19 protein-coding genes are annotated in these 19708 nt (G+C 33.3%); 14 read left to right on the top strand and 5 right to left on the bottom strand.

Features of this window, described 5'->3' with window-relative positions; translation table 11 throughout:
• Positions 1-83: 83 nt before the first annotated feature.
• On the top strand, positions 84-3416 hold the full coding sequence (gene gatB/aspS / locus AAC024_RS06375; RefSeq protein WP_339894405.1) for a bifunctional amidotransferase subunit GatB/aspartate--tRNA ligase AspS: 3333 nt from the start codon (positions 84-86) through the stop codon (positions 3414-3416).
• Between the two features lie 217 nt (positions 3417-3633).
• Positions 3634-3987 carry a DUF6567 family protein gene (locus tag AAC024_RS06370; RefSeq protein ID WP_339894404.1) on the top strand — a complete coding sequence of 118 codons (354 nt, stop codon included), beginning with the start codon at positions 3634-3636 and terminating at the stop codon, positions 3985-3987.
• Positions 3988-4444: 457 nt separating this feature from the next.
• Here AAC024_RS06370 and AAC024_RS06365 read toward each other — a convergent pair whose 3' ends face one another.
• Complete coding sequence (locus AAC024_RS06365) at positions 4445-5455, bottom strand: type II toxin-antitoxin system antitoxin SocA domain-containing protein (RefSeq protein ID WP_339894402.1); 1011 nt, start codon at positions 5453-5455, stop codon at positions 4445-4447.
• Positions 5456-5476: 21 nt separating this feature from the next.
• On the bottom strand, positions 5477-5824 hold the full coding sequence (locus AAC024_RS06360) for a hypothetical protein (protein WP_339894401.1): 348 nt from the start codon (positions 5822-5824) through the stop codon (positions 5477-5479).
• 708 nt (positions 5825-6532) lie between these two features.
• On the opposite strand from AAC024_RS06360, the gene AAC024_RS06355 reads away from it, so the two are divergent.
• From AAC024_RS06355 to AAC024_RS06330, 6 genes are all read left to right on the top strand, one after another.
• The gene (locus AAC024_RS06355) at positions 6533-6739 is read left to right on the top strand and encodes a helix-turn-helix transcriptional regulator (protein ID WP_339894400.1); all 207 of its coding nucleotides are present in this window, start codon (positions 6533-6535) and stop codon (positions 6737-6739) included.
• Positions 6739-7059, top strand: a complete 321-nt coding sequence (locus AAC024_RS06350; protein WP_339894398.1) for a HipA N-terminal domain-containing protein — start codon at positions 6739-6741, stop codon at positions 7057-7059. The genes AAC024_RS06355 and AAC024_RS06350 overlap by 1 nt, the downstream gene beginning before the upstream one ends.
• An 8-nt stretch (positions 7060-7067) precedes the next feature.
• The gene (locus AAC024_RS06345) at positions 7068-8060 is read left to right on the top strand and encodes a HipA domain-containing protein (RefSeq protein WP_339894397.1); all 993 of its coding nucleotides are present in this window, start codon (positions 7068-7070) and stop codon (positions 8058-8060) included.
• A gap of 48 nt (positions 8061-8108) precedes the next feature.
• Positions 8109-8741 (top strand): DUF2306 domain-containing protein, encoded by a 633-nt coding sequence (locus tag AAC024_RS06340; protein ID WP_339894396.1) that lies wholly within the window; start codon positions 8109-8111, stop codon positions 8739-8741.
• Between the two features lie 86 nt (positions 8742-8827).
• Complete coding sequence (locus AAC024_RS06335; protein WP_339894394.1) at positions 8828-9340, top strand: RidA family protein; 513 nt, start codon at positions 8828-8830, stop codon at positions 9338-9340.
• Positions 9341-9392: 52 nt separating this feature from the next.
• On the top strand, positions 9393-9827 hold the full coding sequence (locus tag AAC024_RS06330) for a DUF1801 domain-containing protein (RefSeq protein ID WP_339894393.1): 435 nt from the start codon (positions 9393-9395) through the stop codon (positions 9825-9827).
• 137 nt (positions 9828-9964) lie between these two features.
• Here the strand turns inward: AAC024_RS06330 and AAC024_RS06325 are convergent, their stop codons facing one another.
• Positions 9965-10519 carry a DUF4440 domain-containing protein gene (locus AAC024_RS06325; RefSeq protein ID WP_339894391.1) on the bottom strand — a complete coding sequence of 185 codons (555 nt, stop codon included), beginning with the start codon at positions 10517-10519 and terminating at the stop codon, positions 9965-9967.
• Positions 10520-10632: 113 nt separating this feature from the next.
• Here AAC024_RS06325 and AAC024_RS06320 point away from each other — a divergent pair, with 113 nt between their 5' ends.
• The 5 genes from AAC024_RS06320 to AAC024_RS06300 all read left to right on the top strand — a co-directional run bounded on the left by AAC024_RS06320 (position 10633) and on the right by AAC024_RS06300 (position 15003).
• The gene (locus AAC024_RS06320; RefSeq protein WP_339894390.1) at positions 10633-11169 is read left to right on the top strand and encodes an acyl-CoA thioesterase; all 537 of its coding nucleotides are present in this window, start codon (positions 10633-10635) and stop codon (positions 11167-11169) included.
• A gap of 169 nt (positions 11170-11338) precedes the next feature.
• A complete protein-coding gene (locus AAC024_RS06315; RefSeq protein WP_339894389.1) occupies positions 11339-12127 on the top strand; it encodes a PhzF family phenazine biosynthesis protein in 789 nt (262 codons plus the stop codon).
• A gap of 680 nt (positions 12128-12807) precedes the next feature.
• Entirely contained in the window at positions 12808-13335 is a 528-nt protein-coding gene (locus AAC024_RS06310) for a lactoylglutathione lyase family protein (RefSeq protein WP_339894387.1), read from the top strand.
• A gap of 30 nt (positions 13336-13365) precedes the next feature.
• A complete protein-coding gene (gene speB / locus AAC024_RS06305; protein WP_339894386.1) occupies positions 13366-14142 on the top strand; it encodes an agmatinase in 777 nt (258 codons plus the stop codon).
• Positions 14143-14469: 327 nt separating this feature from the next.
• Positions 14470-15003, top strand: coding sequence for a DUF2911 domain-containing protein (locus tag AAC024_RS06300; RefSeq protein WP_339894384.1), 534 nt, complete (start codon positions 14470-14472; stop codon positions 15001-15003).
• A gap of 201 nt (positions 15004-15204) precedes the next feature.
• Here the strand turns inward: AAC024_RS06300 and AAC024_RS06295 are convergent, their stop codons facing one another.
• Entirely contained in the window at positions 15205-17835 is a 2631-nt protein-coding gene (locus AAC024_RS06295) for a chondroitinase-B domain-containing protein (RefSeq protein ID WP_339894382.1), read from the bottom strand.
• Positions 17836-18128: 293 nt separating this feature from the next.
• Complete coding sequence (locus tag AAC024_RS06290; RefSeq protein WP_339894381.1) at positions 18129-18758, bottom strand: 7-carboxy-7-deazaguanine synthase QueE; 630 nt, start codon at positions 18756-18758, stop codon at positions 18129-18131.
• Positions 18759-18934: 176 nt separating this feature from the next.
• On the opposite strand from AAC024_RS06290, the gene AAC024_RS06285 reads away from it, so the two are divergent.
• Positions 18935-19657 (top strand): hypothetical protein, encoded by a 723-nt coding sequence (locus tag AAC024_RS06285; RefSeq protein WP_339894380.1) that lies wholly within the window; start codon positions 18935-18937, stop codon positions 19655-19657.
• Positions 19658-19708 lie beyond the last annotated feature (51 nt).

Genomic DNA, 19708 nt, shown 5'->3' with positions numbered 1-19708 from the left:
ATATCCATTAACAAAATTGTCAATCGAACCAAGTATCTCTATTTGGATATTGCATCTGACCTCTAAAAAAATAAAATAAGCAGATGAAACTGGAACAATTAAACGAGCTGCTTAAAAAGCATGAATTAGAGTTAGTAATCGGCGTGGAAACGCACGTGCGATTAAACACCAAATCAAAATTATTTTGCTCTTGCGCCAATCAAGAAATCGAAACGCCAAATCAAAATATCTGTTCGGTGTGTACAGGACAAATGGGCGTTTTACCAGCCATTAACAAAGAAGCTATTACAAAGGCTATTTACTTCGGGAAAGCGGTGAGATCAACTTTCGGAAATGAAGTGATTTCTTGGGATAGAAAGCATTATGAATATCCAGATAACCCAAAAAATATACAAATTACACAGTTTCATAACCCGGTGATTCCTGACGGGCAAGTCTCTTGTTACCGAAATGATGGAAGTCAGTTTACGGTGAATCTAACGCAAGTACATATTGAGGAAGATGCTGCAAAATTGATGCACGAGAAAAAAATCTCGCTAGTCGATTTTAATAAAGCTGGTGTGCCTTTAATAGAAATTGTTACCGAACCTTGCATTCGTCATATAGAAGATGTTTCAACATACGCGCAATACATTCATCGTATTGTTCAGAATATAGGCGTCTCTGAAGCTAACCTTGAAAAAGGGGAATTCAAATCGGATGTATCGGTATCACTTCGTAAAAAACGCGAATACAGTTTAAACCCACGTACCGAAATAAAAAACTTGAACTCGTTTAAGTTTATGGTCGATGCCTTAAAAGAAGAAGTTGAAAAACAACTCAACTATTTCTTAGTAAACAAATCATTTAGACCAGACCAAACCACGGTTTTATGGGACGCTGAATTGAAGCAAACCAAAACCATGCGTAAAAAGGAATTTGAAGCCGATTACCGCTTTATATCGGAGCCCGATTTACCTTTTGTAAGTATAAAAAATGTGGTGGAATCTATTGATGTCGATTTAAGCACCTTGCCTTTCGCCGTAGAATCCATTTTAATAAAAGGTGGCGTGTTGCCGCAAGATGCTAAGTTCTTTACAGCAGATTCCTTACGTTCAGAAACGTTTATTGCGATTAATAACGAAATTAAAGACCCGTCTTTTGTTGCTAAAACATTAGTCAATAATATAGCTGCCGATGAATATACAGAAATCCATCGCGTTGAACATTTAACTGAAATTTTTCAGCTTTTTAAAGATGAAAAAATCACATCGGTATTAGTTCAAAATGCGATAACGTCTTATTTAAAAGACCGAAGTTTTGATTACAATCAGTATTTTGAAGATAACACCATTTCAGAATCTCAAATAAAAGATGTTATTGTTAAAGTGATTGCAGAAAATGAAGCCATCGCTATCGATATCCAATCTGGAAACCAAGGAAAAGCGGGTATTCTAGTTGGAAAAGTCATTGCGATCATTGGAAAAGGCGCTTCAGGAAAAGTGATCAGAGAAGGGATTCTTGCAGCTCTGGCTGGAGAGGACGGAGGACTGAAGACCGAAGACGGAAGTACAACTAAACAACAAACACCTCAACAACCAACAACCAAAACAGAAGAAGTTCTACCCGAAATTCCATTAATCATAAAGGAAGAATACAGAACCCATGTCATTTCAGATATTTCAGATGACAGCATCAACGAAAGCGTTACGTTTTCTGGTTGGGTGTCTAGTGTGCGCGACCATGGCGAATTGATTTTTATCGATTTACGCGACTCCAGCACACAAGTATTCCAAGTGCGATTAAGCAGAGAATCGTTTGCTAATTTAGATGAGTTAGTGAAATTGAAACCAGAATCGGTTATTACAGTTTCTGGAACCATTGTACAACGTAAGGAAGATGATTATAATGCCGCTTTAAGAACCGGTAAAATTGAATTAGAAGCCAAAGATTTAGAAATCCTAAACCTTTCTAAAACCTTACCTTTTGAAATAAAACGAGCGACAAAAACCAATGAAAATGTTCGTTTCCAATATAAATATTTAGACCACCGTAATGATGATGTCCGTCGTGTGATTGTAAATCGCCACAAAGTCATCAAAATGATGCGTGATATTTTAGACGCGCAAGAGTTCCTTGAAATAGAAACCCCAATTTTAAGCGCAGGGACTGATGAAGGCGCTCGCGAATTTATCGTACCAACACGTAAGCAAGCCGGTTTGTTCTATACCTTACCACAAGCACCTCAGCAATTCAAGCAAATGTTGATGGTTTCTGGTTATGAAAAGTATTTCCAGATAGCACGTTGTTTTAGAGATGAAGATTCTCGGGGTGATCGTCAACCAGAATTCACGCAGTTAGATATTGAAATGGCCTATGCCAGTATGCAACAAATTATCGATTTGAATACGAATATGTTCAATGCGATTGTTCAAAAAATATATGGTAAAAAATGGATGTTACATCCGTTTGAAATCATTACCTATAAAGACGCTATGGATTATTATGGCTGCGACCGTCCAGATTTACGCTTCGGTTTAAAACTACAAGACATTACAGCTATTGTAAAAGATACCACCTTCCAAGTATTTAGTAAACCTATTGACGAAGGCGGCATTGTAAAATGTATTAAAGTTTCTGCTGAAGAACAAGGCAACAAACGTTTATCTAAAGGTCAGATTGAAAAACTAACCGCCATAGCACAACAACATGGTTTAGGTGGTTTAGCCTATATTATTGTGAATGAAAATGATTTACAATCGCCCATTATTAAGTTTTTAGGCGAAGATATTGCCGCAGGAATTATCAAGACCACCCATGCGCAAGTTGGCGATATTGTATTCTTCTCTGCTGCCGATTATGCAACTGCAAATAAAGCTTTAGATGCCGTAAGACAAGAATTAGGTAAAATGCTCCGTTTAATCAATCCGAAGGAATTAAGACCTGCTTGGGTTATTGATTTCCCGATGTTTGAAAAAACAGACGAAGGCCGTTGGACGTTTACACACAATCCATTCTCCATGCCTGCTATTTATAATATTGAAAAACACATGAATGGTAAAGAGGACGCCATTGGAAGCATCATCGCGCAACAATACGATTTAATCTTGAATGGTTACGAAATTGGCGGTGGTTCTGTGCGTGCGCATAAACCTGAAATTTTGGAAGCCACTTACAAAAACATGGGCTATAATAAAGCCGAAATGATGAAGAGTGTTGGCACCATGTATAAAGCGTTCCATTATGGCGCACCACCACACGGCGGTATTGCTTGGGGTGTTGATAGATTGATGATGATTTTAGAGAAAAAAGCCTCGATTAGAGAAGTAATGGCATTCCCAAAAACAGGAACTAGTGAAGATTTACTCTTTGGTGCACCTTCACTCCTTTCTGATAAAAAGGTGGAAGAAATGAATGTTAAAGTGATGAAAAAATAAATTATTTTTTCTACAAATATTTGTAGGCCAAACCATTACAAAATAAAATAAATCCTGATAGTTTTCTGTCAGGATTTTTTGGTTTTAAGTAGGAAAAATTAATTATATTTATAAGATAATAGTAACAAAAAATTACTTTATTTTGATATATATTAAGTCTGAACAAGCCGAAAAAAGACATAAAAACGAAGTAGGCAAAATTTATTAAATTTTTTAAATGAAAAAAAGTATTTTTATTATGATTATTGCTGCGGCATTTTCATCTTGTAGAACAAGTTTACACAGTGGTGGTTATCAGCAACATAATCAAACACAAACCATTTTATCAAGTTCAAACTTCACAGTATTGGGTAGTTTTTCAGGTACAGCTACCGAGAAAATAAAGACTGGAAATATAACGAATAAACAAGGCATCGTTTCTCAAGCTAAAGCAAAAATGCTTGAAGAAGCAAAAGCAGCAGGTGTAGAATTAATTGGCAGCAGAACACTTGTTAATGTATCTGTGGATATCATAGAAACAAAAAAGAGAATTACAGCAACGCTATCAGCAGAAATCATAGAGTTTAAATAAGCAAATAAGGGTAGTTAAAAAAAATGATTACCCTTTTTATATAAAGGCCAATTAAAAAACCTCTATTAGAGAAGTGATGGCATTCCCAAAAACAGGAACTAGTGAAGATTTACTGTTTGGTGCACCTTCACTCCTATTCTGATAAAAATGTTGAGGAAATGAATGTGAAAGTGATTAGAAAATAGGTTTTAACACACTATTTTTTAGGTTATACATTCCAAAATAAGATTATAAAAAAATCCCGATAGTCTTCTGTCAGGATTTTTTGATTTTAAGTAGGAATAATTAATTATATTTATAGAATAAAACTGCGTAGAATAACCTATATAATCAATGGCTAGTTCTCGCCTACTTACGAAAAACCTATGGACTTTAATCAAGTTCGTTTTCTTTTACTAATTTAGTTTTAGCCAACTCAAATAACCATACACAAAACCGTTGGCAAACGTTTGAAAAATTAAACGTGTATTAGTTCAAACGAATAATTATAATCTATTAACCCTTTACTTTTCTCATTGTCAATCCACCCTTTTTCTTCGTGACTTAATTCTCTTATTTCTTGCGCATTGTACTTTTTGAATTTTGAAATAATTTCATCTAAAATATCTATTTCAACTTTATCAAACAATGAACTCTTAAATGTTTTTGATGGGATTTTAATAAATTCTTCTCCAACTAAACCACTTGGATACTGTACCGAAATTAAATCTACAATTTGTTGGTCAGAAAGATAATCAAATAACGTTCTAAATTTCTTCGGAACTGGACCGTGTGTATGCGCAAAATAACGTGTCCCACTTATTGAAACACCATTTAATTTATAATGCAAAAAATCTGAATAAAATAATAGTTTATTCATTTTAGTGGGAGTTACTCTTACCCTTTCAGTAAAATACACCACCATTTCAACCAGTTTATCAAAATTAGGCTTTTTATATCCTGAAAAATTATCAGGCAAAAAATTATAATCAAAAACATAGTCAATCAATTCTTGTTTTCTTTTATTTAGTTCTACTTCCTTTCTGACTTTGGCTATATTTCTTAAAAACTTCTCTCTTTGAGATTCTGAAATTTCATTATTACTTTTTATTAACCCTTTTAATGTTCCTACACTATTAATTATCGCTTTTAATAAAGCAGCATTAGCCAAACTAGGCACTTCTCCTTTTTCATAATTACTGTAACTATTAACACCTAAACCCAATATTTTGGTTATATCTGCATAGCTAAAAGAGTATTTTTCTCTGAATTCTCTTATTTCTTCTGCAAATGGAACATTATGTTTATCTCTATATTGATTATAAACTTGATTTAAATTAAATTCATCTAACTCTGTGGTTGTAAATGACTCGCCACTATCTTCACAAAAATAACTTTTGTGATTATACTCAAATTCTTCTTTTCGAAAAACCAAAATACTCTTCTCAATTTGTAAGGTCATTTCCTTACCTGTGATTGGACTTTTCATAATTGTTTGTTTTTAGTTTAATTACTTAAGAGGAAATTCCATTGGATGTTCCGCCTTATGAAAAGAGATGCAAACTGCTCCTCCAGTCATTTTCGAAATAGTCAATTTAATATAGACTTGCTGACCTTTAATTACCTTTCCGAAAATCCACATTTCAGTTCCTCCTTGTTGAGTTTCTTCTAAAGGACCTTCGCTGTAATCCTCTACTTCTAGATTCAAAATTATTTCCTCACGCATTTTAGCGGTAATACTTAAATCTGCAAGATTCTGAATACTATTTTTAGGCCGATTGGAGAAGATTATACCTAAAGACTTTATAATCGCCTTAAGTTCTTGCAAAAAAGATTTTATAATTGATTTATCCGCCATATAACGTGTTAAATTCTCTGCAAATATAAGCATAAACTTAAATTAAACAACTTTAAAGTGTAATTATTAACATTTTATGAACATTTAAACAACTTTAAAGTGAATAAATAAAATTTACCAACACCGTAAAAAATTAATCGCTAATTTGTGCCATTAGTAAAATGAAAAAAGCATCATGGATATTAATAGGCATTATGGCTACACTAATTGGGCTATATCCATTAATCTACTTTTTGGTAGACAGACGCTTTGGGCTATTGGCATCAAAGTCCGCAGCACTTTTAAGTGATACGGTATGGAATATCGCTTTTTATGGCCATATACGTCTCTGTGTTAGGGATTGCAGCCCTTCGTCTCCGCTCAGGATAAATTTATCCTTTTAAAAACTAAGGGAATTAAAAATACAGTTATTACTAAAATTTAACAGATTGCCACGTCGCTTACTCCTCGCAATGACGTTTTAAAAAGACCGGACCGTTTTCAATTCGTTATTATTTGCTAAATTTAGGTACTTAAACCACGCTTCTAGTCTTATCCAAAACCGTGGTATGCAATGCCCTAAATATCACATCATAATGTGATATTTAGTAATATTCCTCGCTCTTCTAATAAAACACATTCAAATATCACATTAAAATATGATTTTTAACATATTATGTGTTTGTTTTTCATATATTTACATTAAAATCACATTATAGAATTATAAAAATGATAGGAAAAAGCATAAAGCAGCGAAGAAAAACACTTAGAGTTACGCAGCCACAAGTAGCTGAGCTTGCTAATATAAGTGTTAATACGCTTTATAAAATTGAAAGAGGACAAGCAAATCCTACTCTAGAAACATTGACAAAAATTGCAGACGTATTAGGTCTGGAAGTCATTCTTCAAGTAAAAAATCTTCAAAAACTTGATTGATGAGACAAGCTGAAATATATTATAAAGGTGAAAAATCTGGCTTACTAACTCAGCTGGATAATGGTCATTTTGTATATGAGTATGACCATATATGGATGGCAGATAATAGCAAACCTCCAATTAGCTTGACATTACCTAAAAGTAACAAGAAATATGAATCAAATTATTTATTCCCCTTTTTCTATAACATGCTTCCTGAAGGAACAAATAAACAAGTGGTTTGCAAGCACATGAGAATTGACAATGACGATTATTTTAGTTTACTACTTATAACTGCTCGTTATGATACGATTGGTGCCGTTACAGTAAAGAAAATATAAAAATTAATATGAGTTTACCAATTATAAAATATTGTCCTGGAACTTTAGCAAGCAGTTATAACACATATAGTAGAACATGTTTAAGAAGAATGTTTGATGGTCGTAAAGTAAATCATCTGCTTCCATATGAGTCGCCTACGAATAACGGAACAACTAAAGATCTTTTTCTTGAAAACAGAAAACGAATCTCAATATCAGGTGTACAGGAAAAGTTTTCAGTACTACTTGAGAAAAATAAACTTCGGCTTATTGAAGAAGGTGAGCGAGGTGGATATATCCTCAAACCTATTCCAAATGTTGGTAAAAAACTTGATCAGATGCCAGCTAATGAACACCTTACCATGCAGATAGCAAGACAAGTATTCAATATTGAAACTGCTGAAAATGCATTAATATTTTTTAGAAATGGCGAACCTGCTTATATAACAAAAAGATTTGATGTTAAAGAAGATGAGGCCAAATTAGCCACGGAAGACTTTGCTTCGTTAGCCGGTCGTACTCCTCAAACACATGGAGAGAATTATAAATATTTAGGTAATTATTTAGAAATGTTTCAATTGATGGAAAAATATTTACCAGCTTACAAGCTAGAGGCTTCCAAATTGTTTACATTGATTGTCTTTAATTATTTGTTTTCAAATGGTGATGCTCATTTTAAAAACTTCTCCCTAATAGAAACACCCCTAGGAGATTATCGCTTGAGCCCTGTGTACGATCTACTTAACACACGCATACATATTGAAGATTCAGATTTTGCATTAGATGATGCGTTATTACCAAAAAACATAGCAAATGGTAATGTATGGATTCAACTAAATTTATTGGCTGATAAAGCAGGTCTTAATAAGATGCAGAAAGATGATGTTTTTGATAATCTACTTTCAAAATCAGAAGACGTGGAAAACCTAGTTAATGCATCATTCCTAAATGAAAAAACAAAACGAAACTATAGACAGGCATATCAAACAAGATTGAAAAGGATTAAAAAGCACAGCATATAAAACCGTGCATAATTAATTACTAGTTTGTGCCATTAGAAAAATGAAAAAATGAAAAAAGCGTCCTGGATATTAATTGGAATTTCAGCTACTCTAATTGGGCTGTATCCATTAATCTACTTTTTGGTAGATAGACGCTTTGGGCTATTGGCATCAAAGTCCGCTGAACTTTTAAGTGATACGGCATGGAATATCGCATTTTATGGTCATATCCTTCTGGGTGGTTTGGCGCTTTTAATTGGTTGGTTACAGTTTAGTAGCGCGTTAAGGCGACAACGTATTAAGATCCATAGAACCATTGGGAAACTATACGTGATTGCTGTTTTAATTAGTGGTTTTTGTGGGCTCTATATTGCTATGCACGCCACAGGTGGCATGATAAGTATCCTTGGTTTTTTTAGTTTAGGTTTAGTCTGGTTAAGCACCACTATTTTGGGTTTCAAAGCCATTAAAAACGGGAACATTGCATTACACCAAAAATTTATGATTTATAGTTATGCCGCTTGTTTTGCAGCTGTAACCTTAAGAATCTGGTTACCTACATTAACCAGCATAATGGGTGAATTTATTGGCGCTTACAGGATTGTTGCTTGGTTATGTTGGGTTCCAAATATGATTGTTGCTTATTTTATTGTTAGACATACAAACAGGAGTGATAAGACAAGTAGCGCGCAACGTGTGTAAAAAAATGGTAAATTAGTGCTTAAACCGAGTAATTACTCAGACACAAGTACGATGTAAAACATTTAAATCTAACTAAAATCATTATTATGAAAAAAACATTTTTAATTGCTACTTTTTCTTTATTCCTATTTGGATGTAACATAAATCCGAACAAAGAAGCCAGAATCCAGAAGCTTGAAACGGAAATACAACAAATAATTGTTAAAGTAGAAAAACCTGAATATTTTTTATTGCGCCCTGAGGTTGAAAAAGCTTATGGATATTCGCATGCTGTAAAAATTGGAAATGATATAAAAATTTCTGGTGCTGTGAGTATGGATGATGAAGGAAACCCAATCGCCATTGGTGATTTAGGACAACAAATGAAAAATTGTTATGCTGATTTGGAAAAAATACTAAATCATTACGGTTGTACTTTTGATGATGTTGTAGTTGAAAACATTTTTACTACCAATATGCCCTTATTTCTCGAAAATGCAGGATATAGAACCACGATATATAAAAATCATTTCCCTACGGGTTCTTGGTTAGGTGTTAAGGAATTAGCTCTCCCAGAATTTATGATAGAAATTGAATTGGAAGTGCATAAAGCGGAATAAAAGTTGTTTATATAGTAAATACTTCAATAAAAACTAAAGCACGTTATATGACATGGCAAAGAATAAAACAACCGAAACAGATGTAGATGTCGTTGACTTTATTAATTCCTTTGTTGACAATGACCAAAAGAAAACTGACAGCCATAAATTAATAGAATTAATGAGTGAATGGTCAGGTTTTGAACCAAAAATGTGGGGACCAACAATTATTGGTTTTGGAAGCTATCATTATAAATATGCAAGTGGTCATGAAGGCGATGCGCCTTTGTTAGGTTTCTCGCCACGAAAAGCACAGTTTTCTCTCTACGTATATTCGAAAACTGAGAAAAGTGATGAATTATTAAAAGATTTAGGCAAATTCAAAATGGGGAAAGCATGTATTTATTTTAAGAAACTTTCTGACATTAACATTAAAATCGTAGAAGAACTCTGCTCAGAAACAATTACTTATCTCAATGAACACCATGAGTGTGCTTGTAGACATTAACAACGACCAGCCAACACCATGTATAATTAATTGCTGTTTTGTGTGTAACAGGAAAATCCTTGCACACAAAACAGCAACTTTACATTTAAAAAATCGTAACCACAAATTTATGTCATGTATTGTAATATTTTCTTAGTTTACATACCAGACTTAACAGGTGCTGTAGTGGTACTCATATCTCGAACACATATATATTTCCCATTTCGTTTCTGGAAATAGGACATGTAATTTCCATTCTCCTTTTGGTTACCAGAAGCATCGAATTCGGTCCAGGAACCGATCTCTACCGCAGTATTACCTTCAGCAAATAAGTCTACAACTTTATATACATTATAATTATCGGTGGTATCTTTTGCAATATTATTAGCAATATCGTCTCTGATGGCTGCCTTACCTACAAGCGGTTGATCGTTTCGACTATAACTTATGGCATCGTCGCTGTAATACGCAGCTACTGCATCAGCATCTTTCGATTTTTCACCTGCGGCATAGGCATCTTCCATGGCTTGGATTTCGACTTTAACCATTTCCATATCTAGAACTTCCTTTTTTTCTGTAGTTGCACAGGCTGAAAGAATTAAAGCCGTAAGTGCTAAAAATCCAAATAATTTAATGTTTTTTCTCATAATAGTTTCTATTGTATTGGTTTGGACATCAATATACAAATTAAGTATGGAGATAATATGATTCATTGCTCGATTCTAAGCATTAGGGGTTTCTATTTAGTTTTTATTTGCTAAATTAGTTACTTAACCACGCAACAAAACCATTTACAAATATTTGTAAGTAATTTAAACCAAAAATAATGAGATGGATAAGATTATTATTAGCGATGCTATTTGCCAAATTTAAAGGTAAGATTAAAGCAACTGATACGATTTCCTTATCATTTCGAGTTTGGATTACTGATATAGATGTTTCAGTGATGAATCATGCTGCTATTTTAACCGTTATGGAAGCAGGACGAATAGATGTCATGGTTAGATCAAATTTCTTTAAAATTGCTTCAAAAAACAAATGGTTTTTCCCTAGTCAAGCTATTTCTGTCCAATATTATAAGCCTCTTAAGGTTTTTCAAAAAGCGCAATTATACACAAGAATATCTTTTGCTGATGAAAAATGGATATATACTGAGCAAAAAATTATAAGAAAAGGAAATGTTATCGCCGCTTGTATAGCCAAATCAACAATTAAAAAAGGTAGAAAAACGGTTCCAATATCTGAATTAACTCAGAAATTAAACATTGGTAGTTTTCCCTCAATCAAACCTGAATTAATTAAAACTTATGAAAAAGAGAACATGGAAATGAGTGAAAAACTAATTGATAACTGGGACACTTAAAAACTACTTTTAACAACGTGTGTTTATAATTAATTGGGGGTTAAGTGTACACTCAAAAAATCCTACCGATTTTCCTCTGGTTCTTTTTGCTTTTACTAATTTAGACCTAACCAACACGACTTACCAAACTCATACACATATACTGTGATTTAAAAAAAAAGGAACATAAATGAAGCTTGAATTATATCAAATAGATGCATTTACGGATACAACATTTGGTGGAAATCCAGCTTGTGTTATTCCCTTAACCCATTGGTTGCCCGATGATATATTATTAAAAATTACAAAAGAAAATGCAGTAGCTGAAACTGCATTTTTTGTAGATAAAGGTGATAAAATACATTTACGATGGTTTACGCCAGAAATTGAAATGGATTTATGCGGACACGCAACGCTTGCAACTGCACATTGCTTAAAGTCTATTTTAAACTATCCTAATGACAAGATAATATTTGAAACATTAAGTGGAGATTTGACTGTTTTAGTAGCAAATGGTGTCTACTATTTAGACTTTCCTTCACGAATGCCTATAGCTTCAAAACTGCCCGAAATAATAAAAAAATCTCTGAATAGACAACCTAAAGAAGTTTATAAATCAAGAGATTATTTATTGGTCTACGATACAGAGCAGGACATCAAGAATATCAAAGTTGACAGACAAATATTTGACCAAATAAATCTTGATCCTGGTGGCGTTATTGTTACAGCAAAAGGAGAAAATTGTGATTTTGTATCAAGATTTTTTACGCCACAAGCATCCATATTGGAAGACCCTGTAACGGGTTCAGCGCATTGTTCATTAATCCCTTTTTGGTCGTTAAGGCTTGGAAAAAAAGAATTAAATGCTATACAAATATCCGATAGAGTTGGAAAATTACATTGCAAGAACATAAAGGATAGAGTGATTATAAGCGGAAAAGCGAAGACATATTCTATTGGAAACTTATGGACGGAATAAAAACCACCACCAACCGTGTATGATTTATTGATAGTTCTACCCTACTTACGAAAATCATACGGATTTTCCTCTAGTTCATTTTCTTTTACTAATTTAGACTTAACGAACACTACTAACCAAACACCAACACGTTTGCATCATTTGAAAACCCTATGTTAATCAAAAAAAATACGCATCTGATTGGATTACAAGGCATTGAAAAGCGAGAAGTTTTTAAACGAAATGGAAATCATCAAACGGCATTTTAGACACCATTATACATCATCTTTATGTTTGCCCGAAACATAGCAAAGCATTAACAAACCAAATTCTGATGCGGAATTTTTAACGTAACAATGATTGGGCTAGATTGACATATCAAGAAATGAAATATGAGTTGACCGAAAAAGCAAATCAGAATAAAAAACGGTATGCCTAATTAGTGTCTGGACGGAAACACAGCAAAATTAAATTTGTTTCTTTTTGCGCCCTTTCAGTTTATTTTTAATCGCTTGATACTAAGGCATCAACTCATAAAAACTAAACAAAAATGACATCAAAAATAATTCAAATTATAAAAATCGTCTGTTTCCGTCCAGACACTAATTAAAAGAATTGAATGTCAATAGATTTATTGACCACATTATAAAAAAGGAAAAATGAATGCACAATTACGTGTATAAAATTTAAAATAAATCATTATGAAAAAAGCCAGATACCCAAGATCGTTTTCACATATCGGAATTACGGTTCCTGATATTAGCAAAGCTGTAGAATTTTATCAAGAGGTTATGGGATGGTATATTATTATGCCGCCATCAAAAGTTCAAAAGGAAAGTGATACCGCCATTGGACAGATGTGCATTGATGTTTTTGGTGAAGATTGGGAGGAATTCGAAATTGCTCATATGTCAACTTCAGATGGCATTGGAATCGAATTATTTTCCTTTCCAAACGGAATTAAAGAAGCACAAGAGTTCAATCCGTTCAACACAGGACTATTCCACTTTTGTGTACAAGATCCAGAAATTGAAAGTTTAACCAAAAAGATAGTGGCATACGGAGGAAAACAACGCATGCCAATAAGAGAATATTATCCAAACGAAAAACCTTATAAAATGGTTTATGTTGAAGATCCGTTCGGAATTGTATTCGAGATTTACACGCATAGTTATGAACTCACATATTCTTCTGGCGCTTATCAAAAATCAAACCTGAATAAAACATAGTACCAAAACCGTTAGCAATAATTACTAGGAATGAAAAAAATAATTATACAAGGCATAAAGTTCGACGAAAAATCTTCTTATCAAAAAGGTCCTAAACTTGCTCCTGCCTTGATAAGAGAAGCATTAAACTGTGGTTCTGCGAATATGTTTGCTGAAAATTTAGACTCCATCGAAAATTCAAAAATTGAAGATAAGGGTGATTTTGAAATATCTGAATATTTTGATATTGAGAAAGTAACTAAAAACCACCTTAATTCAGGCGCTAAAGTTTTTACATTGGGTGGTGACCACTCCATAACATTCCCAATAATTAAGGCGCATAGCAAAGCATACCCCAAATTAGATATTCTTCATATTGATGCGCATTGTGATTTATATGATAATTTTGAAGGCGATAAATATTCTCATGCTTGCCCTTTTGCAAGAATTATGGAAAGTAAACTTGCTGTTAAGTTGATTCAAGTAGGGATTAGAACACTAAACACACATCAGGCTGAACAAGCTGAAAAATTTAATGTTGAAATCCATCAAATGAAAAATTTAGATTTAACTAAAATTTCGAGATTTGAAAACCCTTTATATATTTCTCTAGATATGGATGGCTTTGATCCTGCATTTGCTCCTGGAGTATCACATCACGAACCTGGAGGATTAACTTCTAGACAAGTTATTGATTTAATTCAAAACATAGATGCCGAGGTCATTGGAGCCGATATTGTTGAATATAATCCAAATAGAGATTTTCAAAATATGACTGCTTTTTTAGCTGCAAAAATGATGAAAGAAATATTAGTTAAAATGATATAAAGAATTAATTATTGTAAACAACAAACTGAGTTAAAACTCAATAACTAATCGTTTTTAAAGATGATAAACTTAATTATGGTTGTGTTAATAATTAACAGATTGCCACGTCCTTCGTCCTACCAATGACGCTTTAAAAAGATATAACAGAAAGCCTAACCCTTCTGGTAACGTCCAAATGAATATGAAGTATTTATCTTAAAAATGTAAACTTTAACATTCTCCCCCGACTTTTATATAAACTTTAAGACAGTTTCGACTTATCTTTCAATCATTAAAAACGTTTAACTTTAAATTTCCACTTTAGTGGACTTGAAAAAACTATTTCTTATGAAAAAAACAACCTTATTCACAACTATCGCTTTTGCATTTGTTATGCTATTAACTACAAATGTAAACGCTCAAAAATTTAACGAATTGGATAAAAGCCCAATGGACGCAACCACTTATCCTAGTAGTAATAGGGAGCCTAATAAACTTATTAAAGTTATTTATAGCAGACCTCAACTTAAAGGAAGAGCATTAAGTAAGCTAGCTAAAAATGGAGAAATATGGAGAACTGGAGCTAATGAAGCGACTAATATTATTTTATATAAGGATATGAAAATTGCAGGAAAACCTGTTAGTGCTGGCGAATACTCTCTTTTTACTATTCCAGGTGAAAAAGAATGGACTATTATTTTAAATAAAGACATCAATGTATGGGGTGCATATTCTTATAAAGAAGCTAACGATGTTGTTAGAGTTACTGCTCCTGTAAGCTCTGGGGAATCATTAGAAGCATTATCGATTGCTTTTTCTGAAGATGGCACTATGCATTTAGGCTGGGGAACAACTAGAGTTGCTGTGCCTTTTACAAAATAATTTACAACTATACATTCTACAAAAAAGAAGCTGTCTGAAAAGTCTATCTTGGAGTAAATTGTCTCATTGAGTGCAGTCGAAATGCATTGAAAATCAAGATTATAATATTTTCGATTGAGCTCAAACTGACAACCAGCAAAACTATTCAGACAGCCTCTTTGTATTGAGACTAATCAAATATTACTAAATACTCGAGCTATTTTAATGTGAAACTACAACGATTTTAGATTGACTTGAATTAAATTTATCTGACAATTTAATCAAATACGTACCATTTGCTATAACTGATACATCTAGTTTCATTTCGTTTGTAGGATTGCTTATTAATTTTTCAAAAACTTTTCTACCATCTAGACTATAAATAGTAACCGCTTCAATAGATGCTCTTTTTGAATTAATATACAATTCTGTATTCGCTGGATTAGGATACATTAAGAAAGTGTTTTCTGAATCAAATTCATTTACAGAAAGACTTTCCGAGCCATAAAATTCTATTTCTCCAACAGCATTCCATGGACTTACTCTTGTATTTCCAGCACTATTAAATCTTCCATAACCCAATAATTTTACATAACGTGCATCTGCATCAATTTCATACTGATTAAAATCAGTTGTGCTGGTAGCTGTTAACAATAAATCTCCAGCAGTAGGTAAAGTCATAGAAAAATTTGAAACATCGGTTCCTGTTGTAGACACCCATACTTGAAAACCAAAAGCATCTGATTTATTTGTGGTGCTGAATTGAATTAAATCAAGATTGTGAATACTTCCTAAATCGTAAATAATATATTCTCCATCACCTTTGTAATCTCCTGCTAAAATAGCGCCATCATCGGCAGCCCAAACTGTGCCATTATCTTTATCTAAAGTATTTGCAGCATAATTAAACTTTGTAGTACCGTTTACTTCTTCTTTTGAAAAAGAATCTACGGTAACAGGATCACCTGCCACACCTGTATTAATAAGATCGTACAAAGCTGTTAAATCTGCACCTTCTTGCACTACAGTTAACGTTCTTACAATATCTTCACCTCCTGGATCTTGAGTAAAAGTTACAGAACCAGTTCTACTACTTGCGTCTACATTTTCTGTAACGGTAACTGAAACTATTGCATTACCAGTTCCCGAATTAATATCAATAGAGACCCAAGTATCGTTAGACATAGCCGTCCAGCTTACATTAGCATTAACAGAAACGTCGTAACTACCCGCAACTGAAGTCAGCGTTGGCAAACTACTAACAGTTAGCGTTTCACTTATTACAATAGTACAGTCACCATCAATTATTGTAGCTCCTAAATTATCTAAAAAACAAGCTCCAATTCCGTAACCAACCATAGCATCAGTTGTTGGTGTATAAGTACCCATATCAGCACCTTTACCATCTGCTTCTTCTGAAAAAGTAAAAATTTCACCAGCAGCAGTAGCCGTAATTCCGGTCTCTTCAGAAAAACCTGCGTTCGTTACACCCAAAACAGTTCCGTTATAAACGTTATCAGCGTATGCTAAGGCTGTACCCATATCGGCATACGAAGTAGGCGTATCACCAGAAATAATGTCTGATAAATTTGGATCAGCAGCAGCAAAATAAATTAAGTTATTTGAAACTGTTCCTGTTGGATCGGTTGACCCTTTATCAGTGTTATAAAACAAAGGCGCATTCGTGTTTATAATTGTGTTATTTGATAGGATAATATTTTCAGATTTTTGATAGCCGTTTGAAACACTAGTAGAGTTACAGTCAACGGCAGCACTATCGCCTCCTCCTATAAATGTTATACCATTATTCCATTTAGCTTGACTGTTTACGGTAATACAATCTTGAATGTAATTATTAGTGATTTCGTGGTTACTATCGGTGATTCTAATTCCTCCAGTACCATCAACATCTTCACCTAAAAAGTAATTTCCATCAACTGTAGCATCAGATCCATGACGAAGTACTAAAGACCCTCTACATCTTCTAAACGTGTTATTTGTATAGGTGTTACCTTTACTTTTATTAGTGATAATTTCATTTTCACCATCAGCCTCAACAAAATAATTATTACTTACTATTGCATTACTATTTACATTTTGATCATCACTAGCACCAATACGTATCGTTTCACTATCGCCAGAATTGCTTAACGTATTATCAATTTTCGCATAGTTATAGAAATAATTGTTGCTTATGGTATGTCCAACAATGTTACAACGCGTGTTTGTTACATCATCATCAGGCGATGCATTATATTGATATTCTGCTAAAATTAAAGCGCCTGCACTATTTTTATTCATAAATGAACAGTTAATTACTTTATTGTAAGTACCGTACAGAACAATCCATCTGTGTTTTGTAATCGAACCATTGGCTATATCGTCGGCGACATCATCTGGATGTATTGCTAAACCATCAATTGCACAATTTTGAATGGTACTATAATTAGCATAATCAGTGCCATTTCTGAATTGAATAAAATTACTAGCTCCATAACCACCTTGCCAATGAAAACCATCAACAACAACATAATCTCCTCCAATATTCATTTGTAATCCACCCGTAAAAACAACACCGCCTGGTGTTTGTGCTTTAAAAGTAATTGGATCGTCTGATGTTCCATTACCTATAAAATCTATGCGCGCATCGGTACTATAAGTGCCATTTGCTAATATAATTATATCTCCTGCTACGTAAGTCTGATCCTCTAAAGCTTCAGGGTCAGTAATGTTATAAGTAGTTTGAGAAAAACCGCTGAGTGAACAACATAAGCCCATTAGAACCATTAAATAAAGCTTAATACTTGACAATTTAAAATTTGGGGTTCTAAAAGGGATCGTAGTTTTTATCATTTTATGTTTAGTTTAGTGTGAATATAATTGGTGAACCAATTTGGTAAACCAAATATAAGATTTAATTCAACCAATTCAAAATATTAATGTTAAAAATGAAGGGAATCTGAAACAAGCCATAACTTGCTTATTTTTAATCGTTTAAAAATGGCGTTTGGTCGTTTTTTCAGAATAAGATGAAGTCGAAAATTCCTATTTTAAAGTGGTTCTTTAAATATTTGATAATCAAAATGACGCATAACAATTATGACTATAATGCTAAATTGAATGAAAAGTTAATAGTATTTTGAACTTTAAGGAATATTCAAATATTTATGAGTTTGTAACGACACTTTCCATTTTGGATTAGCCATAACATAATCTACAATTTCAGGAACTACTTTATCGCGTTTACTCCACTCTGGTTGTAAATATAAGATACAGTTTTTATTAACTTTTTCAGCTTGTTCTTCAGCAAAGCGGAAATCGTCTTTATTATAAACAATTACTTTAAGTTCATGAGCTTTATCATAAACTTCTTGAGTAGGTAATTTTAATTTTTTAGGCGATAAACAGATCCAATCCCAACTGCCTGTTAAGGTATAAGCTCCAGAGGTTTCAATATGCACTTGCAATCCTTCAGCTTTTAATTGGGTAGTTAACGAAGTCATATCCCACATTAAAGGTTCGCCTCCTGTAACTACAATGGTATCGCTATATTTTTTAGCGTTTTCAACTATTTTCTTGATTTCGGTTGGTGGGTGTAAATTGGCGTTCCAACTTTCCTTCACATCACACCAATGGCAACCTACATCGCAACCGCCAATACGTATAAAATAAGCTGCAGTTCCCTTATGAAAACCTTCACCTTGAATGGTATAAAACTCCTCCATTAAAGGCAACATCTCACCTTTTTCAACCAATTTTAACACCTCTTGATTCATCCAAAATAATTTTGGGTGCAAATGTACATATATTTAAAAGAAAGACTAACAGCAATAATCGAAGCATCGTTTAATGTTTGTTAAAAATAGTTAAACATTATTTTGTATTTTTAATTTATTTTATTTACGTTTGTCACATTATATGTAAATGTAAATTGCTCTCATATCTCTCAAGAATGAAAAAAATTGCGTCTTTAGTGCTGTTGCTATGTTTTGCCTTGAATTATAGTTTCGCCCAAGTTGGTATTGGAACAACTGCTCCTGACACTTCGTCAATACTAGATGTAGTATCTACCAATCAAGGCATTTTAGTCCCAAGACTAACAACATTACAAGAAAATGCTATTGTAAATCCAGCAACAGGCCTGTTAATTTACAATACCGAACGTAAAGAATTTAGGTTTAATAAAGGCACAACCGCTTCTCCAAGTTGGATTAAAACATCTCGAAACGCCTCTGTTAAGTACAGTAATGATGCCTCAGATACTTCAGTAAATGTAAATTCGAATTCAACTATTCGCGCTCCCATTATAAGTACTATAGAATGGAATGACGATACAACATTATATACCGTAAATGCAGCAACAAATACCATTACCGTAACCGAAACTGGACGATATCGCATCAGTATTAATGTTTCTTTATCTACCACTTCGGGCACTGACCGATTAACACCAGAAATGTGGATATCGGTTAATGGTACTCAAAGAGGCACTTTTGGTTCTACGGGTTATATTAGAACTAATCAAGGCCATCAAGAAAGCTCGCTTCATATCACTGAGGTTTTTGAATTAACTGCCAATGATGTTCTATCCATATCCATTCGTCGAACAGCTAATGGTGGGAATGTAAATTTAAGATCGGCTGGTTCTTCTAATATTTATGTTGAAAAAATTTAGTAAACTTTTATACTTATAACCCTATTTTTTTCTTCTTCATTTTTCCTGTAT

This window comes from uncultured Algibacter sp. (assembly GCF_963976535.1).
Classification (GTDB): Bacteria; Bacteroidota; Bacteroidia; order Flavobacteriales; family Flavobacteriaceae; genus Algibacter_B.
This window is presented reverse-complemented; position numbering and strand designations above follow the sequence as displayed.

Excerpts from the sequence above, each read along its gene's own strand:
- gatB/aspS (WP_339894405.1), top strand. The coding sequence starts at position 84 with ATGAAACTGGAACAATTAAACGAGCTGCTTAAAAAGCATGAATTAGAG.
- AAC024_RS06290 (WP_339894381.1), bottom strand. The coding sequence starts at position 18,758 with ATGAATCAAGAGGTGTTAAAATTGGTTGAAAAAGGTGAGATGTTGCCT.
- AAC024_RS06330 (WP_339894393.1), top strand. The coding sequence starts at position 9,393 with ATGGCAAAGAATAAAACAACCGAAACAGATGTAGATGTCGTTGACTTT.
- AAC024_RS06360 (WP_339894401.1), bottom strand. The coding sequence starts at position 5,824 with ATGGCGGATAAATCAATTATAAAATCTTTTTTGCAAGAACTTAAGGCG.
- AAC024_RS06300 (WP_339894384.1), top strand. The coding sequence starts at position 14,470 with ATGAAAAAAACAACCTTATTCACAACTATCGCTTTTGCATTTGTTATG.
- AAC024_RS06350 (WP_339894398.1), top strand. The coding sequence starts at position 6,739 with ATGAGACAAGCTGAAATATATTATAAAGGTGAAAAATCTGGCTTACTA.
- AAC024_RS06335 (WP_339894394.1), top strand. The coding sequence starts at position 8,828 with ATGAAAAAAACATTTTTAATTGCTACTTTTTCTTTATTCCTATTTGGA.
- AAC024_RS06320 (WP_339894390.1), top strand. The coding sequence starts at position 10,633 with ATGAGATGGATAAGATTATTATTAGCGATGCTATTTGCCAAATTTAAA.
- speB (WP_339894386.1), top strand. The coding sequence starts at position 13,366 with ATGAAAAAAATAATTATACAAGGCATAAAGTTCGACGAAAAATCTTCT.
- AAC024_RS06355 (WP_339894400.1), top strand. The coding sequence starts at position 6,533 with ATGATAGGAAAAAGCATAAAGCAGCGAAGAAAAACACTTAGAGTTACG.
- AAC024_RS06295 (WP_339894382.1), bottom strand. The coding sequence starts at position 17,835 with ATGATAAAAACTACGATCCCTTTTAGAACCCCAAATTTTAAATTGTCA.
- AAC024_RS06370 (WP_339894404.1), top strand. The coding sequence starts at position 3,634 with ATGAAAAAAAGTATTTTTATTATGATTATTGCTGCGGCATTTTCATCT.
- AAC024_RS06340 (WP_339894396.1), top strand. The coding sequence starts at position 8,109 with ATGAAAAAAGCGTCCTGGATATTAATTGGAATTTCAGCTACTCTAATT.
- AAC024_RS06310 (WP_339894387.1), top strand. The coding sequence starts at position 12,808 with ATGAAAAAAGCCAGATACCCAAGATCGTTTTCACATATCGGAATTACG.
- AAC024_RS06325 (WP_339894391.1), bottom strand. The coding sequence starts at position 10,519 with ATGAATCATATTATCTCCATACTTAATTTGTATATTGATGTCCAAACC.
- AAC024_RS06315 (WP_339894389.1), top strand. The coding sequence starts at position 11,339 with ATGAAGCTTGAATTATATCAAATAGATGCATTTACGGATACAACATTT.
- AAC024_RS06345 (WP_339894397.1), top strand. The coding sequence starts at position 7,068 with ATGAGTTTACCAATTATAAAATATTGTCCTGGAACTTTAGCAAGCAGT.
- AAC024_RS06285 (WP_339894380.1), top strand. The coding sequence starts at position 18,935 with ATGAAAAAAATTGCGTCTTTAGTGCTGTTGCTATGTTTTGCCTTGAAT.
- AAC024_RS06365 (WP_339894402.1), bottom strand. The coding sequence starts at position 5,455 with ATGAAAAGTCCAATCACAGGTAAGGAAATGACCTTACAAATTGAGAAG.